Source organism: Roseixanthobacter glucoisosaccharinicivorans (genome assembly GCF_043195095.2).
Lineage (GTDB): Bacteria > Pseudomonadota > Alphaproteobacteria > Rhizobiales > Xanthobacteraceae > NCEH01.
In genome coordinates this window covers 66420-82940 of the sequence record NZ_JBAFWN020000004.1, presented here as the reverse complement: position 1 = coordinate 82940, position 16521 = coordinate 66420, and the positions used below count along the sequence as shown (strand labels likewise).

The window sequence follows — 16521 nt, the reverse complement described above, 5'->3', positions numbered from 1 at the left end:
AAGCGGATGCAGGCGGCAGCGTGATGAACAAGGATATCGCCTCCGGACGCGCCCTAGATCAGTTTCTTCTCCATCGCGATGCGGACGGCCTGCTGCAAATTGCTGGCGCCGAGCTTGTCGCGCGCATTGTCGAGATAGAACTGCACTGTCCGCGGCTTGATTCCGAGCAGGTCCGCTATGACGGTCATCGACTTGCCATGCGACGACCAACTGAGGGAGGTAGATTCCTGCGTCGATAAGCTCACGTCCCCTCCCTTGAGCGCTGCGGCACCCGCAAGGCTGAGATGAATATGGATGTGCGCAAGCGCGAGCGCGGCCTCCAGCGGCTCCCATGAGGGCGGGATTTCGGCCTGTCGGCGGTCCGAGGCCAGCGTGATCATCGCGGTGCGCCCGTAGCTTGTTCTGATCGGAATGGAAACGCCGGATCGAATCCCAAAGTCGGTCGCTTGTGAATAGAACCTTCTGATGTCCCGAGAGCTCCTTCGCACGTGACGGTCCTCGGCTGACCAGGCGAACATACGCATACTGCGCTTGGCAGTGGTCACGACGGGATCTATGGTCGTGTAGTGGTGCTTAAAATAAATATCCTGCCACTCGGCAGGATAATCGCTGAAAGCGGCGACATCGTTCCCGTGAATATGAATGTACGCGTATCGGTCGAAACCCGAGGCGACGGTAAAGTTTCTGATCGCATTGCGAATGGAGCGCTCGTCCCTTGCCACGTCGACGGCGTCAATCAGCCCCTGTAGTCGCCCACCCAATGTCCATTCCTCCTGGTCTTCGTTCCGGGAAGATCAAGCCCGACGGCTTTCTTTGCCCGGCTGTGGGCATCGCCGTTTTCTCGCTTCTTGATCCGGCCTCCGTTTCCACTGTGCGACCGAAGCCGACCTCCGTTTTTCATTCCACCGATTGAGCTGCCGAGCCGCGAGACTTGATGCAATGAAGTAAGCGCATCATCATCTGCTCAGGGCGGCCGACCATTCCTTCAGGAGGCTGGCCGAAGACGTGCATCGTCGAACTGGTCGATTGCCCGGACCAGGTCTTGCGCGACGTCGAAGGTCTCACGGTTTTCTTTCATCGCCACATGAAGAAGGCGCCGATCGGCGTCATCTTCAGTCAAGCCCATTACTGTCATCAGAATTTTTCTCGCACGCACGATCGTCTTGCGGTCGATCACCTCACCGCGCGCCTCGTCGAGCTCCCGCACAATGCACGAATGGATGTCCAATTGCTTCATCGTGATGTCGGCGATGGATCTGATGCGTCGTGCGCTAAGACCCTCAACGGCGTAGATAGAAAGGCCTTCAGCCATGACCGTGCCGGGTGGGCCCGGACGAGCGTGATCAACGCGCGCTGCCATCGGCCAGTTGACCTCCTGCGAAAGCGAGACGAGATCATTGAGCCCAGTGCGATCGAAGGCCTCAACGTCGACGATGATCTGCGGGCGCGCCTCGGCAATCTTGGCACGAACGACGGTCATCTCTTTCGGGACGATCGCCACGTCCTGACCGGCCTCGCGCAACGCCGCTCCGACGATCGCCGAGCGGAACTGGTCTCCGTCAATGAGAAGCATGGACACTTGCATCGGCATACATCCCTTCCTGAGCCACGCTGTGCTCTCACGCGCCGCGAGAGCGGATCCTGGTGCTCGAGGAAGGGCTGAACCACAGTTCTTCCGATAAGGGGCCGGCGATCCCGAATACGCGGGATCGCCGGATCGGTGGTTGCGGGGGTGCACAACACCGATACCCGGCCAGCGCGGCGGCTTCCTGCGCCGGCGTACTGGTTCCCGGGTCCACCTCTGCGGTCTGTCCACCAGCCGTCTTCGGCTTTGGCGGACGCGTCCAACGAGCGTACCTCTCCCAATGCAACGGTAAGGTAACGTACCGGCTACAGTCAAGGCCGTCGAGATGCGCAAGGCGGAAGAGTGTTGGGCGTCACGCTACGGAGCACGCCGGCTTTGCTCGCCGCGATATCCCGGCCGGCATCTTGGACATCGAGGTGGCCGGAGGAAGCGTCGCGCCAACGGAAGGATAGCGTCGTTGGCAGCGGCAATGGATTTGCACGGCAGTCTCACAGCCGTCAGTAAACGGGGCGGCGAAAGACCTCTTCCAGGGTTTGTCGATACCGACCCGTCCACTGCCACGGACAAGGCCGCGGCGTAGCGCGACACGGTTCGCGATCATCGCATCGATTATGATCGAGCATGCGCCGTCCGCGGGCCCCGGCGTCGCCAGCCAGGCGACTCGGTGTTTTTGGTCAGCACGCGTCCCGGATAGTTGCCTCTTCCGTGTATGAACGTCGAGACAAAGCCCCGCGCTCGAAACAGTCGAGATCGTCCATCGTAGCCGTTCGACCGGGTGGGAATGAAACCATGTGCCGAGCGACTGGTTCATAGTCACGGCAGCTCAAGAGGACCAAGAGCAGCAACGCCACGGTCATCAGAATGCCCTCGACGAGCACAGCCGTCCCGAGTGATCGGTAGCGACAGCCTCTGTCGGCCACATAATCGGGCAAATCACCAGCACGGCACCGCGTCAGAATGGTCGGCATGATGTGCTCCTTCTCGGAAAAACCGCGCCCGCCCGCGATCGCGGCAACCACCTTAAAGATGCACCTTCATCCACTCTGTGATAATCCCATAAGATCGCAAAGGATCATCACGCCAGGGTTGATAATCGAGGGAGCGGAAATGGACCACTTTGCTAGCCTCACAGCCTTCAATGAGGTTGTGGAATGTGGCGGGTTCTCAGCCGCCGCACGGCGCCTCGACACGTCCGTGACGACGGTCAGCAATCATGTCCAGGCCCTGGAGGAGCGGCTCGGCGTGCGTCTTCTCAACCGCACGACACGAAAGGTCAGCCTCACTGATATCGGCAAGGCCTATTACGAGCGATCGACCCATATCCTGAAGGAAGTGGATGAAGCCGACCGAATCGCAAGCTCTCTGCAGGCCACGCCGCGCGGCGCGCTCAGGCTTCACACCAACGCGCATATTGTGCGATTTCTGTCGCCGATCGTTTCGGAGTTCCTGGTCCTTTATCCGGAAGTGTCGATCGATCTCACGGTCGGCGAGAAAATGCCCGACCTCATCGACGAAGGCTTCGACATGGCCATCCGCACGATTTCGCCACCGGACTCAAGCTTGATTGCACGTCGGCTGACGCCGTGGCGACATATCTTATGCTGCTCGCCGGGTTACCTTGAGAGGAATCCTATACCGACGGCCCTTCATGAACTCACCCGGCACAATTGCCTCCGCTATGCCTTCTATCCCTATGGAGATGAATGGCGCTTCGAAGGACCAGACGGGGGGACAACGTCGGTGCGCGTATCAGGAAACGCTGTCAGCAATAATGGCGAGGTTCTACGAGACCTGGCGATGACCGGGCACGGTGTCTTCCTGGCGCCAAGCTTCAACGTGGCCGCCGATATCGCTACCGGCAACCTCGTCCGGCTTCTACCCGATCATCAGCCCGTCGAATTCTCGATCAACGTGATTTATCCGCACCGCCATCATCTCTCGACGAAGGTCCGCAGCTTCATCGATCTGCTGGCCGCACGCTTTGCAGAGCATCGAGAATGGATGACGACGAACGTCCTGAGCGAGGACATGGACTAACACGGGATAGTGTGCCTCGAATAGCACGCGCGTCCCGCTACACGATCCAAGAGGGTGGGCGGCTTGCAAGTCCGTGTTCCGCTCCGCGCAGGCACAGGCGCGAAACCTTCAAATCCACAACAATGATCGCCGGCGTGCAGATCCCGTCAGTCGCCGCCATCAAGGCGTGCCGCCGTAATCCAGGAGGGCGGCGCCTCAGAACGTCAAAAGCCTGCGGTGCGTCAGCGCGGCAAATTGCTTGATCTGCACGTTACCGTACTCTGCGTTCGCTCCTGCGAGCACTGCCTCAACCGCTCAATGCGGGCGCGATGGCCCCCACGGGCGGCGACTTGTTCTGGTGCCGTCCAAAATGCTGCCGTTAAAGAAGCGCGTGACGCTCTCAAGCGCACGCAGCTCACGCGTCCGCGCATCGTGCGTCGGGCTCGACATCAGGGCGCCATAGAGCGGCTCGCGCAACAGACCCATCAACTGCTCGGCGGCGAGCTGAGGATCGGGTATGGCGAAGACGCCGCAGCGATTTCCGGTGGAAAGAAATTCGCGCAACTTCAAGGTAACGAATGCCGGCCCCACATCATGGACCTTTCGTTCCAGTGATGGATAACGCGCCCCCTCAATCGCCATCATGCGCACGAAGCCGATGAGGCGGCGGCTGTATTCGCCCGCAGCAATGTAGCCGAACTTCATGAGCGCCCGCGCGAAGCCTTCCGCGGTGCCGCCGCGCCAGGTGACGAGCGGTTCCGATATCAGCCACGCCTCGCGCTGCGCGATCGCAACGATGAGGCTCTCTTTATCTCCGAAGGCCGACCTCACCTCCTCCTCGGCAACGCCGATGCGCGCCAGGATGGATGAAATTCCTTGACCGCTCGAGTTTGGAATGGCGAGGGCGCGCGCGACGAGGACAATGATTTCATCCTTGCTGCTACCCCAACCAGGGCCGTTGGCGACCGCGTGATCCTTGATCGTTCGATCCTCCATTCCAGGCTCCCCAGCGCTCCAGAGGCAACGCTTTCAGCGCGCCAAGTCCGATTTATCTGCGGCCACCGCGCCTGGCCATTTCGCTGCGATCAATGGGCCACCACGCCCGAAGCTTCACCCTTCTTCGCCAACATCACGCAGACCGCCGCCACGAACAGCGTGCCGCCGAGAATCGCGAACGTGTCTGCGAAACCCATGATGACGGACTGCTTCTTGATTATCTTTCCGAGCATGATGGCCGCTTGGTGCTGCGCTGTCGCAGGATCCGAAACGCCGTGCGCCATGAAGTAGTTGGTCATTTGAGCGAGGCGGTCGCGAACCTCCGGCCGGAATGGATTCACATACATTCCGATCATGTTCGAATGAAACTGTTCGCGCTTGGTGAAGATCGTGCCAAGCAGCGCCACGCCAAACGCGCCGCCGAGGTTTCGAAGCATATTGAACAGACCAGAAGCCGCGGCCGAGTCCGCCCGTGCAATGCCGACCATGGCGATTCCGGTGAGCGGGGCCATCGCGAAGGACTGGCCCACGGCGCGGATTACGTTCGGGGTGAAGAACTGATCGCCTGCCGTGTCCGGCGACATGTACATGTTCATCATGCAGCTATAGCCGAACAGGCAAAGACCGAAGGCAACGAGAAACCGCGCGTCGATCTTCTTCATCAGCTTCGGCACGAAGGGAATGACCAGCAACTGCGGAAGTCCGGTCCAGGCCATGACGGATCCAATCTGTTCGGCATTATAGCCCTGCGCTTGTCCGAGGTACTGCGGGAGTAGGAAAACCGAGCCGTAAAGGCCGAACCCCAACAGCGCGTTCGCTAGGGTTCCGAAACCGAAATTTCGTTTGGTGAGCAGGCGGAGATTCACCGCCGGGTTTTTCACCATCAGTTCTGTCGCAATGAAGATGCCCAGAAAGACAACGGCAACAATGGCGAGCTTCACGATGAACGGTGAGCCGAACCAGTCCTCCTTGTTGCCCTCCTCGAGCACGGTCTGCAGCGCTGCGAGCCCGATCGACATCGTGACGATACCGAGCCAGTCACCCTCTTTCAGCAACCCAAGCCGCATGGGCTCGCGCTCCAGCGTCATCATCAGAGCGACGACCATAATTGCGCCGGGAATGACATTGATGAAGAAGATATACTCCCACCCGAAATTCTCGGTTAGATAACCTCCGATCGTCGGTCCGATCGCCGGGGCGAACGTTGCCGTGATCGCAAACATGGCCATGCCGATCGGCTGCTGTGCCTTCGGCAGCCTAGTCAGGATCAAGGTGAATGCCATCGGAATCAGCACGCCACCGCAAAAGCCCTGGATGCCGCGCAATGCAATCATCTGAGGCAGGTTTTGCGCGAAGGCGCAGCAAACCGAAAAGATGATAAAAAGAATCGAATTGACGATCAGGAAGAGTCGAAACGAGAAGACGCGGCTCAGATAGTCACAAAGCGGAATGACAATGATCTCGCCGATGAGATAGGCCGTCGAAATCCACGCGCCATTATCGACACCCGTCCCGATGCCACCTTCGATATTGAGCAGCGACGCATTGGTGATCTGGATGTTCAGCACCGCCATGAACGCCCCGATCAGACCGGCGGAAACCATGATCCAATCTCTAAGCGAAGCGTGATGCTCGGAACTCGAAGGTGCGGGGGCGGACATGATGCTGTTCTTTCGGAAGCGGGAGAAATGACGCGGTCGATCGGACGCGCGTCACTGGCTGGGGCGCTGGGCGGCCTCCTTCGTTTCGATTGTCGGGGTGACCGACATGCCAGGGCGCATCAGTCCTGCCAAAGCATTGTCCGCCGCGACGTTGATCCGGACGGGAACGCGCTGCACGATCTTGGTGAAGTTGCCCGTGGCGTTATCGGGGGGCAGCAGCGCGAACTCCTGTCCGCTCGCTGGCGCGATGCTATCGACTGTTCCCCTCAAAGTGTGGCCGGGGAAGCTGTCGACCTCGATCTCGACGGGTTGCCCGGGCCGGACATCGGTGAGCTGCGTTTCTTTGTAGTTGGCGACGATATAGACAGATGAGAGGGGCACGACGCTCATCAGAGCCGTGCCGGCCTGCACGAACTGACCAACCCGCAGCGTCCGATTGCCCACGATCCCGTCGATCGGGGCCACGATCTCGCTGTAGCTGAGATTGAGGTTAGCCTGCTCGCGGAGCGACTCTGCATGGGTCAGATCCGCTTCCGCTTTGGCGATCTGCGCCTTTAACGTTGCGATTTGCTTCTGTGCTGCTGCGAGAGCGGCTGCATCGCGCTCCAGGGTGGCCCGGGCGATGCTGAGCTTCGATACAGCCTGCTGGGCATTCTGAACCGATCCGGAACCACTCTTCGCCAAGGTGGCGTAGCGATCATTCTCCTGCTCGGCGAACGTCAGGTTGGCCTGATCGAGAGTGACTGCGGCGCGCGCCTGGTCGACGACGGCCGCCTGCTGTTCGAGTGTAGCCTTGGCTGTGTCCACGACCGCCGCCGCCGCGGCGACATTCGAGTCGGCTTGATGAAGAGCGACAATGTAATCACGATCGTCGATTTTCGCGAGGACCGCGCCGGCGGTCACCGGCTGGTTGTCAGCGACCAGAACCTCACGGAGATAGCCAGAGACCTTGGGGGCGACGATGGTCGAATCCGCTTTCACATAAGCGTCATCGGTCGACACTTCGAAGCGACCAACGGTCCAGTAGTCCCACCCGTACCAAGCACCGCCCGCGAGCAGTCCCACGACCGCGATTCCGAGGACGAGGCGCTTCACCCGCGACTTCTTGGGTTTGTCGGCCGGCGCCTTCGCTGTGTCTGAGTTGGGTTCCGCAGGGGCTTCGCTGACGACGGTCGGCGTGCTCTTCGATCCATCCGGCCGGTCAGCGGGCCGGTCCTCCAGCCGTCTGCTGACCTTAAGGTCCATGGGATCAACGTGCTCGTTCATCATTAGCCTCCTCGCAGCCCGCGGATCGCCGAAATCGGGAGGCGATCCCCGCGGGACGGTACGATCTGTTACCATCTGACGTTGACAGGTATGGTAACTTACCGTACCAGTCAAGGGCCTGAGTGAATTGCGAGGAGAAAAATGGTCACCGTCTCAACCAGGAGGGCCGCTGCGGCCGATCGCCGGGCAGCGATTCTTGAAGCCGCAGGCGCGGTGTTCTTCGAGCAGGGCTATGCCGCCACGAGCATCGACTCGATCATCGAGCGTCTGGGCGGCTCGAAGCGCAATATCTACAACGAGTTCGGCAGCAAGGAAGGGCTCTTTACGGCCCTCGTCGAGGAAAATGCCAATGCGATCCTAGCCGGTCTGTCGCTGGCGGCAGTCGAGCATCGCGATTTGCGCGAAACCCTTCTCGACTTCGGGCGCCGTCTCATGCGGATCTACTTGTCGCCCGCATTGCTGGGAGTTTACCGCACGATCGTGTCGGAAGGGCTGCGCTTTCCCAAGCTCGCCCAGGCCTTCTACGACAAAGGGCCCGCGAGAGCATCCTTCCATCTGTGCGAGATGCTGGAAAAAGCAAAGCGCGAGGGCGAGGTCGAAATCGAAGACTGCGCCGCCGCGGCCGACCACTTCGCAGGGATGTTACGGGACAACCTTTACCTTCGCGTGGTGCTGGGAATAAGCCCGCCTCCTACCGCCAGGGAGATCGAGGCTGCGGTCACATCCGCGGTCGACATCTTTCTCAATGGTGTGACGGTTCGCTCGCGCGGCCACGCCTAAACAGCTTCGCCCATCATTCCCCATTGAAAGTATGGCCCTGCGTGACACATCGAATTGAAGACTACGCGATGATCGGCGATTGCCGAACGGCGGCGCTCGTCAGCACCAGCGGATCGATCGATTGGCTATGCCTTCCGCGGTTTGACTCACCGTCATGTTTCTCGTCCTTGATTGGTACGCAGGACCACGGCTTCTGGCAGATCGCACCGACAGCGCAGACGCAGCGAGTGAGCCGGCGCTACCTCGACGGAAGCTTGGTCGTCGCGACCGAATTTCGAACCAAGCAAGGCCGCGTTGAACTCGTCGATTTCATGCCCATCGGCCACCGCGGCAGCCATGTTGTTCGGATTGTGCGAGGCCTCGCGGGCCGCGTGAAGATGGGTTGCTCCGTCATGGTGCGATTTGGCTACGGCGAGGTCGTGCCTTGGGCTGAGAAACCCGACGACAACACGGTATGGTTCATTTCCGGCCCGGATATGCTGGTGCTGCGATCGAGCGTCCCACTGGAGGCTCACGACCAGCTCGCCTCAGGCACATTCACCCTTGCAAAAGGAGATGAGGCCTCGTTCGTGCTGAGCTACGGGCAGTCCTATTCGGAGCCGCCCGGCGCTATCGGTGCCGACGCTGAGCTGCGCACAACCACGGAATTCTGGACGGAATGGTCGGACCGCTGTGCGGCCGCCGATCGTTGGACGGATGCCGTCAAACGTTCGTTGATAACGCTGAAAGGCCTGAGCTACGGACCGTCCGGAGGTATTGTCGCAGCCGCCACGACATCGCTCCCCGAAATGCTCGGTAGCACCCGTAACTGGGATTACAGATATTGCTGGATCAGAGACGCAGCCTTCACACTGCTCGCGTTTCTGAGGGCCGGGCACTACGATGAAGCGCACTCTTTCCGAGACTGGCTGCTTCGCGCCGTAGCCGGTAGTCCGCAGGAATTGCAGATCATGTATGGTGTCGCCGGCGAACGAAAGCTCCAGGAAGCGGAGATTCCATGGCTACCGGGATATGAAAACTCTGCGCCGGTGCGCGTTGGCAATGCGGCCGCGACACAATATCAGCTCGATATTTATGGCGAATTGTTTGACGCGCTGACCCTGGCGGCAAGGAGCGGACTCACGCCTGTCGACCGCAGTCCCAAGCTTCGGCACATCATCCTCGAGCACTTGCAGCAGGTATGGAAGGAGCCGGACAGCGGGATGTGGGAAGTCCGAGGCGAGCCGCAGCACTTCACGCTGTCAAAGGTGATGGCCTGGGTCGCGTTCGATCGCGCGGCAGCTCACGAGGGCCTGACTCCCGATGAACAAGATCGCTCACACTATCGCAGGATTGCCGACGAGATCCATGCAGACATATGCTCGCGGGGCATCGATCCAGAGCGTGGATGCTTCACGCAGGCCTATGGCTCGGGACACATGGATGCTGGATTGCTCCTTTTGGCACCAGTCGGCTTTCTGCCGGCATCTGATGAACGCGTCCTCCGGACCATTGAAGAGGTCGAGCGACGGCTTCTCCGTGACGGCCTGATCATCCGGTACGAAACCGAGACGGACATTGATGGTCTTCCTCCCGGGGAGGGCGCTTTTCTGGCCTGTAGCTTCTGGTTGGTGGAGAATTACGTTCTTCAGGATCGTTTGAAGGACGCCGAAAAGATTTTTGATCGGCTGGTTGGTCTGGCCAACGACGTCGGTCTTCTGGCAGAAGAATACGATCCGCACGAAAAACGCTTCCTCGGCAACTTTCCGCAAGCCCTGAGCCACGTCGCGTTGGTGAATTCTGGTTTTGCGCTCGCGCGCGCCAAGCGGCGCGAGCCATTGAATGGTCGCGACCCAACTCTATGAGGGCGATGAGGCGCGAGCGGGGATGGATGAGGGCCGAGCCCTGGCATCCCTGCAGCAATCAAGCGCTACGTCCGGCTGATAACGTCGTGGGGTATCACGCGCCACGTGCTTCCCGCTCGTGGCCAAGGCGCGGCGTTGATCGGTCCAGTCACTGCAGGGTCGTATTGGCAACGATGGCAAGCAAATGATCTTTTGCTTCTGCCATGTCCTTGTGATGTCTTCTCGCCCGCTGGCGGCCGCCAACGGAATGCAGGGTGCAGGGATAAGTCCCGGGATAGAGGCGAATGACTTCCTCCAGGCCGTGGTAATTGCAGGCCCAAGCCGCTTCGCTGACACGCCTCCACCAGCGCACCGGCTTCAGCCGGTCGAGATCTTCCTTGAAGTCGGCCGCTGACATGTACCGCTCTGACGCATCGAAGCTGACGGCCTTGCGGATAATCCGGCGCAGCCTGGGAGGGACGAACTGTCCAAAGCCGATCAAGTCAGCGATATTGGTGTCGGGTTGCAGGCGCTGACGCGCTTCAGTCAGCTTTGTATGAAAACTATAGAGGTTGTTGACGGCGCGCAGAAGGGTTATGCCGACGCCGAAAACGTCGCTTGCGGTCGAGAAAACGCCGCTATCGTGCGTTTCGGGCGCCAGATAGGGCTCATACAGGAAGTCCGACACGATGTCCCTCGACGCACTCTCTTGTGCGGCTCCGAAGTCCGACAGCTTCGCGATCTCGCCGGAGAGCATAATGTTCTCAGCTGTCATATCGCGATGAAGTATACCGTTTCGATGAACCCAGTTCAGCCCCGATAGGGCCTGCCGGATGTAGGCAATCGAGTCAGGGACGGGAACGAACTTCTTCGCAAGCGCGTCGCTTAGCGACCCCTGAGCCATGTACTCCATTTCGATAATGAAGGCGCCGCCACGCTCATAGGCGTCGTAAATTTTGACGACGTTGTTGTGGCTGCACATCGTTTGAAGGGTCGATTCCTTACGCGGCGAATGGCCTCCGTCCAGCGCATGCGTCAGCTTGACGGCCACGTCCTCGCCTGTGCGGCGGTTTTTGACGTGAAAGACGCGTCCGGTCCTGCCGAAACCGAGATCGCGCACGACCTTGTATTTGTCAGGAATGATATCGCCGATGGGCGGGGGTCCAAAAGTGAGGGTCACTGGCAGCGTCACAATCGTTCAATGGCTATATGGTACGGTAATGTATCGTACCACTATTGCGACGTTCGTCAACGCACTAGCGCGCTATCCTACGATAGCGACGCATCGCGCTGGCCAGCCAAAGCTGGCCCTTATGACCGTGCGGACTTACCTCGTGGACGCCGAGGGGAATGAGCTCAGAATTGAAAAGAGGAGTTGCTGCCTTGATGCCGTCGCGCCGGGGAAGCACAGTTCAAGACATTCGTCATCGCCGACTGGCAATGCGGCCCAGAGCCAACGCCCTATTGCTTGCGCCCGGCTCTAGCGGAACCTTTAGATTTGCCTGTTTTCGCGCTGGACCCCCCACTCGGTAGGGTCCCTTTTGACACGCTCGCCATATCGAAAGCGCCATGGAGAAATGTCGCCACTGCGTTCTCGACGGAGACGCGAACTTCCTTCGCGGAAGGCGCCTCCGAACGGAGCATGGCGATAAGATGCAAATCTCCACGCACCAGAGCTAGGAATTCAGCAGCGGTGACCTCGGGCTTTGCGATTTTGATCTCGTTCGCGCGGTTGTACTGCTTGAAGAATTCCGCCAGGGCGTGGGTCACTCGTCCCGGTGCAGCCTCTAGGAACGCCTTTCCCAGCTCTGGAATGTGAGAAGCCTCCGCCAGCACGGCGCGAAACACGGCCAGGCCTGCATGCGAGAGCAGGGTTTCGAGATAGCGGACACCGAATGCCACAAGGGCCTTCTCCAGATCCTCGCCGTGGCTCAGATCGATCGTTGGAATAGCCCGCTCTGAGACGGTCCTGATGACCGCGACGAAGAGCTCCTCCTTGTTCGCAAAATGCCTGTAAAGCGTCCGCTTCGATCCTCCTACCCGATCGATTACATCGTCGATGGACGTCCGCGAGAAGCCGCGCTCAAAGAAAACCTCGGCGGCGCCGGCAAGGATCTCGTCCTTGCGCAGCGCAGCCCGCCGCTCATGCCCATTTGCAACTGGTCTATCCACTGACGCTCTTCGCTTTCCTATTCCTGAGACGGTACAATACCTTATCTCGCGAAAGATGAAAGCGGCCGGCCTGAAATCCCCGGCCCGGTTCTTCAACGCTGGCGCGTTACCGGCCTTGGAATGCGGCCCGTAGTCCACGACGTGGCGCGCGCGCCACGTCTCATCGAGGGCTTTCCGGTCTATTCCGCGGTCCAGCCGCCGTCGATCGACAAATTCGCTCCGGTGATCTGGGCGGCCGCGTCCGAACAAAGATAGACGGCCAGCGAGGCGATCTGCTCGACGGTGACGAATTCCTTCGTCGGCTGGGCTGCGAGAAGGACATCGTGGATGACCTGCTCCTTCGAGAGGTGCCGCGCTTCCATCGTCTCAGGAATCTGATGCTCGACGAGCGGCGTCCAAACATAGCCAGGGCTGATGCAGTTGCAGGTGATCTTGTCTTTGGCCAACTCGAGCGCGACGGTTTTTGTGAGACCCGCAAGGCCGTGCTTGGCGGAGACGTAGGCCGACTTGAAAGGGGAGGCGACCAGCGAATGAGCGGACGCGGTATTGATGATGCGACCCCAACCGCGGCGCTTCATGCCCGGCACGGCGCTGCGGATCGTGTGAAACGCGGAGGACAGGTTGATCGCAAGGATCGCATCCCATTTTTCAGGCGGAAACTCCTCGATCGGCGAGACGAATTGGATGCCTGCGTTGTTCACGAGAATGTCGACTGAACCGAAGGCGGTTTCTGCGGTCTTGATCAGTCCTGCGATCTGGTCGGGCTTGGACATGTCCGCGGCGGAGTAGAGCGCCTTCACACCGAAATCCGCCACGATCTTGGACCGTTCGGCCTCGATCTGTTCCGCAGGGCCCATGCCGTTGATCACGATATTGGCGCCCTCGCGCGCCAGGCCGGTTGCGATCGCAAGTCCGATGCCGCTGGTCGATCCTGTGACAACGGCGGTCTTGTTCTTTAGAGACATACTCTTCTCCTGACATTTCACGATAAGGTTCTCTTCGCTGGAACGAGTTGGGCGGCACATCGCAGAAAAGGTCGGTGCGCGGCCAGCCATGGAACTCTGCCAAGCGTTGTTCTCACCTGGCTCCAGCGTCCTGCGCGAGGTAGTCGAATGCGACCTTCCCCAAGCCGAGGTCGAGGTTGGCGATGAAGTGCGTTGCAGCAACGATTTCGCGGACCGGAAGGCGCGCGACATCAGCGGCGACATGCGAATGGAGGGCGAGCGCCGCAGGCGCGCTCCACGCGCCGAGAAGCTCGACATTTTCGAGGTAGTATTCGACGAGCTCGCAAATACGTGGGCTGCCGTCCACGTGCGGTATGATCTTGAGCATGAAGTTGGGCTGCCGAAGCGATTCAAGCAGCGGCGCCGGATCGATGATCTTATGCTTGTAACCCATCGAGCCGACGGCGCAGGCGACGGAGCCATAGTTCAACGTGCCGACGATCACGTCGGACTCATGCGTAATTTTCGGGTCCGCGAGCTTCTTGGGGAACCCCCAGATTTCTCGCCCGCCGGCGATCGGCGATTCATCGTTGAGATACATGGAATGCACGTAGCCGCCGTCGCGGCCCCGATAGCGCACGGGGATCACTTGGCCGCATTCGGTGTAATCGCCAAAGCCGGTCGAATCCGGCATGCGGATGAACTCGAAGTTCACGACAGGGTCGGGGATCTCGAGCGGTTCGGGAACAACCGCCTCAAGGGCTTCTCGATCAGTCCGATATTTGATGATGATGTATTCGCGATTGTAGAACCTGTATGGCGGCCGCGGAAAGGCCGGGCTCGTTAGCGGCATCGCAAAAGCACTCTTGCGTACGTCCTCGATCTTCACAGACATCTCCTTCAGTAAACGATGCTTGCGCGGCCGCGAGCGCGGCGGCCCCGATTGAACGCGACGCAACACATCAACATGTTCGGTGAGGTACGGTAAGTTACCGTATCTGTCAAGGCCAACCGGGTTTCCGGCATGCTATCGGCCATCTCACCGCGCGATGAGACTGCTCTCGAAGCTCGCTGTAGACGAGGCAGGCCGCGTTGCCTCGCAGCAGACGGCTAATTGTGCGTCCGCCGCGCCGCGCCGCCGCCTGCCCTAAGCCTCTCCTGCCAGGAGCTTGGAACGCTCATCCTCTGTCGCAGCAACGACGTCGGCGGGAATATGAAACATACGATTGTAGTCGAAGGTATGAGCGATCGTGACGATGATGATGGCCACGAAGCTCAAGGCCGCAAGCCACCAAATGTACCAGATCATGCCGAAGCCGAAGGCCGTCGCCAGCGCGGCGAGAATGACGCCCGTCCCCGTGTTCTTCGGCATGTGAATCGGCCTGAAGTCCTGCATGGGGCGGGTGTAGCCACGCATTTTCATGCCCCACCACGCGTCGATGTCATAGACCATCGGCGTGAAGGCGAAGTTATAGGCCGGGGGTGGAGAGGATGTCGCCCATTCCATCGTGCGGGCGTTCCAAGGATCTCCTGTCATGTCCCGTAGCTTCTCACGGTTGAAGACGCTGACGGCGATCTGCACGAGGAACGAGAGGATGCCAAGCGCGATCAGAAAGGCGCCGAAGGCGGCGATGATAAACCAGATCTGCAGCGACGGATCATCGAAGACGCGCAGCCGACGTGTCACGCCCATGAGCCCAAGCACGTAGAGCGGCATGAAGGCGAGGTAGAAGCCCACGACCCAGAACCAGAACGAAAGCTTGCCCCAGAAGGGATCAAGCCTGAAGCCGAAGGCTTTCGGAAACCAATAGCTGATGCCGGCGAACAGGCCGAACAGCACGCCGCCGATGATGACGTTGTGGAAATGGGCGACGAGGAAAAGGCTGTTGTGCAGCACAAAGTCGGCCGGCGGTACAGCCAGCATCACCCCTGTCATTCCGCCGATGACGAAAGTCAGCATGAAGGCGAGCGTCCACATCATCGGCAACTCGAAGCGAATGCGTCCCCGGTACATCGTGAACAGCCAGTTGAACATCTTCGCACCCGTCGGGATCGAGATGATCATCGTCGTGATGCCGAAAAAGGAATTGACGCTTGCACCCGATCCCATCGTGAAGAAATGGTGCAGCCACACGAGGTACGACAGAATGGTGATGACTACCGTCGCGTACACCATCGAGGTGTAGCCGAACAAGCGCTTACCGCAGAAAGCCGCGGTCACCTCCGAGAAGATGCCGAAGGCCGGCAGAATGAGAATATAAACTTCCGGATGGCCCCAAATCCAGATGAGATTCACGTACATCATCGGATTGCCTCCGAGGTCGTTCGTGAAGAAGTTGGTGCCGACGTAGCGATCAAGCGAGAGCAGGGCGAGCACCGCTGTAAGGATGGGGAATGATGCTACGATCAGCACGTTGGTGCAGAGCGTCGTCCAGGTGAAGATCGGCATCCGCATCATCGTCATTCCCGGCGCACGCATCTTCAGGATGGTGCAGATGAGATTGATGCCGGATAGCGTGGTGCCGACGCCGGCTATCTGCAGCCCCCAGATATAATAATCGACGCCCACGCCGGGACTGTAGGCGGTCTCCGAAAGCGGCGGATAGGCAAGCCAGCCGGTACGGGCGAATTCACCCAGGAACATCGAGAGCATGATGGTGACCGCGCCCGCGCCCGTCATCCAGAAGCTGAAATTGTTGAGGAAGGGGAAGGAGACGTCCCGCGCGCCGATCTGCAGGGGCATGACGTAGTTCATCAGTCCGGTGACCAGCGGCATCGCCACGAAGAAGATCATGATGACGCCGTGGGCGGTGAAGACCTGATCATAGTGGTGGGCCGGCAGGTAGCCCTCGGACCCGTTGAATGCCCAGACCTGCTGCAGCCGCATCATGATGGCGTCGGAAAAGCCCCGCAGCAGCATGACGATTCCAAGCACCATGTACATCACGCCGATGCGCTTGTGGTCGACGCTCGTGAACCATTCGCGCCACAAATAGCCCCAGAGCCGGAAATATGTGATGGCCGCGAGCAGGGCGAGACCACCCAGTGCAACCACGATGAAGGTGACCACGACGATCGGCTCGTTCCAGGGAAATGCATCGATGGTCAAGCGGCCGAAAATGAAAGTAAGGACGTCGGATTTTGAGAACATAGCGATATTTCTCTGGTGTGTTTCTCGCCGAAAACTGGCCGGGCGAGGCTGATCCCGGACGGCGAGGGCCTTGCGCGAAGGTGGCGGTCCGGAACGGTTGGCTTGACGGGTACGGTAAGTTACCGTA

Annotated in this window: 13 protein-coding genes; 3 read left to right on the top strand and 10 right to left on the bottom strand. The window is 59.7% G+C overall.

Translation table 11 applies throughout. The features are described 5' to 3' along the window. Window positions 1-53 precede the first annotated feature (53 nt). The gene (locus V5F78_RS25390) at window positions 54-761 is read right to left on the bottom strand and encodes an autoinducer binding domain-containing protein (protein WP_394072025.1); all 708 of its coding nucleotides are present in this window, start codon (window positions 759-761) and stop codon (window positions 54-56) included. Between the two features lie 224 nt (window positions 762-985). Further along, window positions 986-1591, bottom strand: coding sequence for an ANTAR domain-containing response regulator (locus V5F78_RS25385; protein WP_394072024.1), 606 nt, complete (start codon window positions 1589-1591; stop codon window positions 986-988). A gap of 1101 nt (window positions 1592-2692) precedes the next feature. On the opposite strand from V5F78_RS25385, the gene V5F78_RS25380 reads away from it, so the two are divergent. Continuing rightward, window positions 2693-3622 carry a LysR family transcriptional regulator gene (locus tag V5F78_RS25380; RefSeq protein WP_394072023.1) on the top strand — a complete coding sequence of 310 codons (930 nt, stop codon included), beginning with the start codon at window positions 2693-2695 and terminating at the stop codon, window positions 3620-3622. A gap of 294 nt (window positions 3623-3916) precedes the next feature. Here V5F78_RS25380 and V5F78_RS25375 read toward each other — a convergent pair whose 3' ends face one another. From V5F78_RS25375 to V5F78_RS25365, 3 genes are all read right to left on the bottom strand, one after another. After that, a complete protein-coding gene (locus tag V5F78_RS25375; protein WP_394072022.1) occupies window positions 3917-4597 on the bottom strand; it encodes a TetR/AcrR family transcriptional regulator C-terminal domain-containing protein in 681 nt (226 codons plus the stop codon). Window positions 4598-4686: 89 nt separating this feature from the next. Continuing rightward, entirely contained in the window at window positions 4687-6258 is a 1572-nt protein-coding gene (locus V5F78_RS25370) for a DHA2 family efflux MFS transporter permease subunit (RefSeq protein ID WP_394072021.1), read from the bottom strand. 51 nt (window positions 6259-6309) lie between these two features. Further along, window positions 6310-7503, bottom strand: a complete 1194-nt coding sequence (locus V5F78_RS25365) for an HlyD family secretion protein (RefSeq protein ID WP_394072061.1) — start codon at window positions 7501-7503, stop codon at window positions 6310-6312. 162 nt (window positions 7504-7665) lie between these two features. Here V5F78_RS25365 and V5F78_RS25360 point away from each other — a divergent pair, with 162 nt between their 5' ends. Both V5F78_RS25360 and V5F78_RS25355 read left to right on the top strand, forming a co-directional pair. Then, window positions 7666-8304 (top strand): TetR/AcrR family transcriptional regulator C-terminal domain-containing protein, encoded by a 639-nt coding sequence (locus tag V5F78_RS25360; RefSeq protein WP_394072020.1) that lies wholly within the window; start codon window positions 7666-7668, stop codon window positions 8302-8304. A gap of 41 nt (window positions 8305-8345) precedes the next feature. Continuing rightward, window positions 8346-10148, top strand: coding sequence for a glycoside hydrolase family 15 protein (locus V5F78_RS25355; protein ID WP_394072019.1), 1803 nt, complete (start codon window positions 8346-8348; stop codon window positions 10146-10148). 148 nt (window positions 10149-10296) lie between these two features. On the opposite strand, the gene V5F78_RS25350 is transcribed toward V5F78_RS25355, so the two are convergent. The 5 genes from V5F78_RS25350 to cyoB all read right to left on the bottom strand — a co-directional run bounded on the left by V5F78_RS25350 (window position 10297) and on the right by cyoB (window position 16394). Then, window positions 10297-11307 carry a serine/threonine-protein kinase gene (locus V5F78_RS25350; protein ID WP_394072018.1) on the bottom strand — a complete coding sequence of 337 codons (1011 nt, stop codon included), beginning with the start codon at window positions 11305-11307 and terminating at the stop codon, window positions 10297-10299. Between the two features lie 281 nt (window positions 11308-11588). After that, window positions 11589-12299 carry a TetR/AcrR family transcriptional regulator gene (locus V5F78_RS25345; protein WP_394072017.1) on the bottom strand — a complete coding sequence of 237 codons (711 nt, stop codon included), beginning with the start codon at window positions 12297-12299 and terminating at the stop codon, window positions 11589-11591. Between the two features lie 179 nt (window positions 12300-12478). After that, window positions 12479-13264, bottom strand: a complete 786-nt coding sequence (locus tag V5F78_RS25340; RefSeq protein ID WP_394072016.1) for a 3-hydroxybutyrate dehydrogenase — start codon at window positions 13262-13264, stop codon at window positions 12479-12481. A gap of 112 nt (window positions 13265-13376) precedes the next feature. Beyond that, window positions 13377-14132 (bottom strand): acetoacetate decarboxylase, encoded by a 756-nt coding sequence (locus tag V5F78_RS25335; RefSeq protein ID WP_394072015.1) that lies wholly within the window; start codon window positions 14130-14132, stop codon window positions 13377-13379. Window positions 14133-14390: 258 nt separating this feature from the next. Further along, window positions 14391-16394 carry a cytochrome o ubiquinol oxidase subunit I gene (gene cyoB, locus V5F78_RS25330; protein ID WP_394072014.1) on the bottom strand — a complete coding sequence of 668 codons (2004 nt, stop codon included), beginning with the start codon at window positions 16392-16394 and terminating at the stop codon, window positions 14391-14393. Between the last annotated feature and the right edge of the window lie 127 nt (window positions 16395-16521).

What these genes read in the sequence shown, in the direction of transcription:
- V5F78_RS25370 (WP_394072021.1), bottom strand. Translation starts at nt 6,258, where the DNA reads ATGTCCGCCCCCGCACCTTCGAGTTCCGAGCATCACGCTTCGCTTAGA.
- V5F78_RS25380 (WP_394072023.1), top strand. Translation starts at nt 2,693, where the DNA reads ATGGACCACTTTGCTAGCCTCACAGCCTTCAATGAGGTTGTGGAATGT.
- V5F78_RS25360 (WP_394072020.1), top strand. Translation starts at nt 7,666, where the DNA reads ATGGTCACCGTCTCAACCAGGAGGGCCGCTGCGGCCGATCGCCGGGCA.
- V5F78_RS25375 (WP_394072022.1), bottom strand. Translation starts at nt 4,597, where the DNA reads ATGGAGGATCGAACGATCAAGGATCACGCGGTCGCCAACGGCCCTGGT.
- V5F78_RS25365 (WP_394072061.1), bottom strand. Translation starts at nt 7,503, where the DNA reads ATGGACCTTAAGGTCAGCAGACGGCTGGAGGACCGGCCCGCTGACCGG.
- V5F78_RS25385 (WP_394072024.1), bottom strand. Translation starts at nt 1,591, where the DNA reads ATGCCGATGCAAGTGTCCATGCTTCTCATTGACGGAGACCAGTTCCGC.
- V5F78_RS25340 (WP_394072016.1), bottom strand. Translation starts at nt 13,264, where the DNA reads ATGTCTCTAAAGAACAAGACCGCCGTTGTCACAGGATCGACCAGCGGC.
- cyoB (WP_394072014.1), bottom strand. Translation starts at nt 16,394, where the DNA reads ATGTTCTCAAAATCCGACGTCCTTACTTTCATTTTCGGCCGCTTGACC.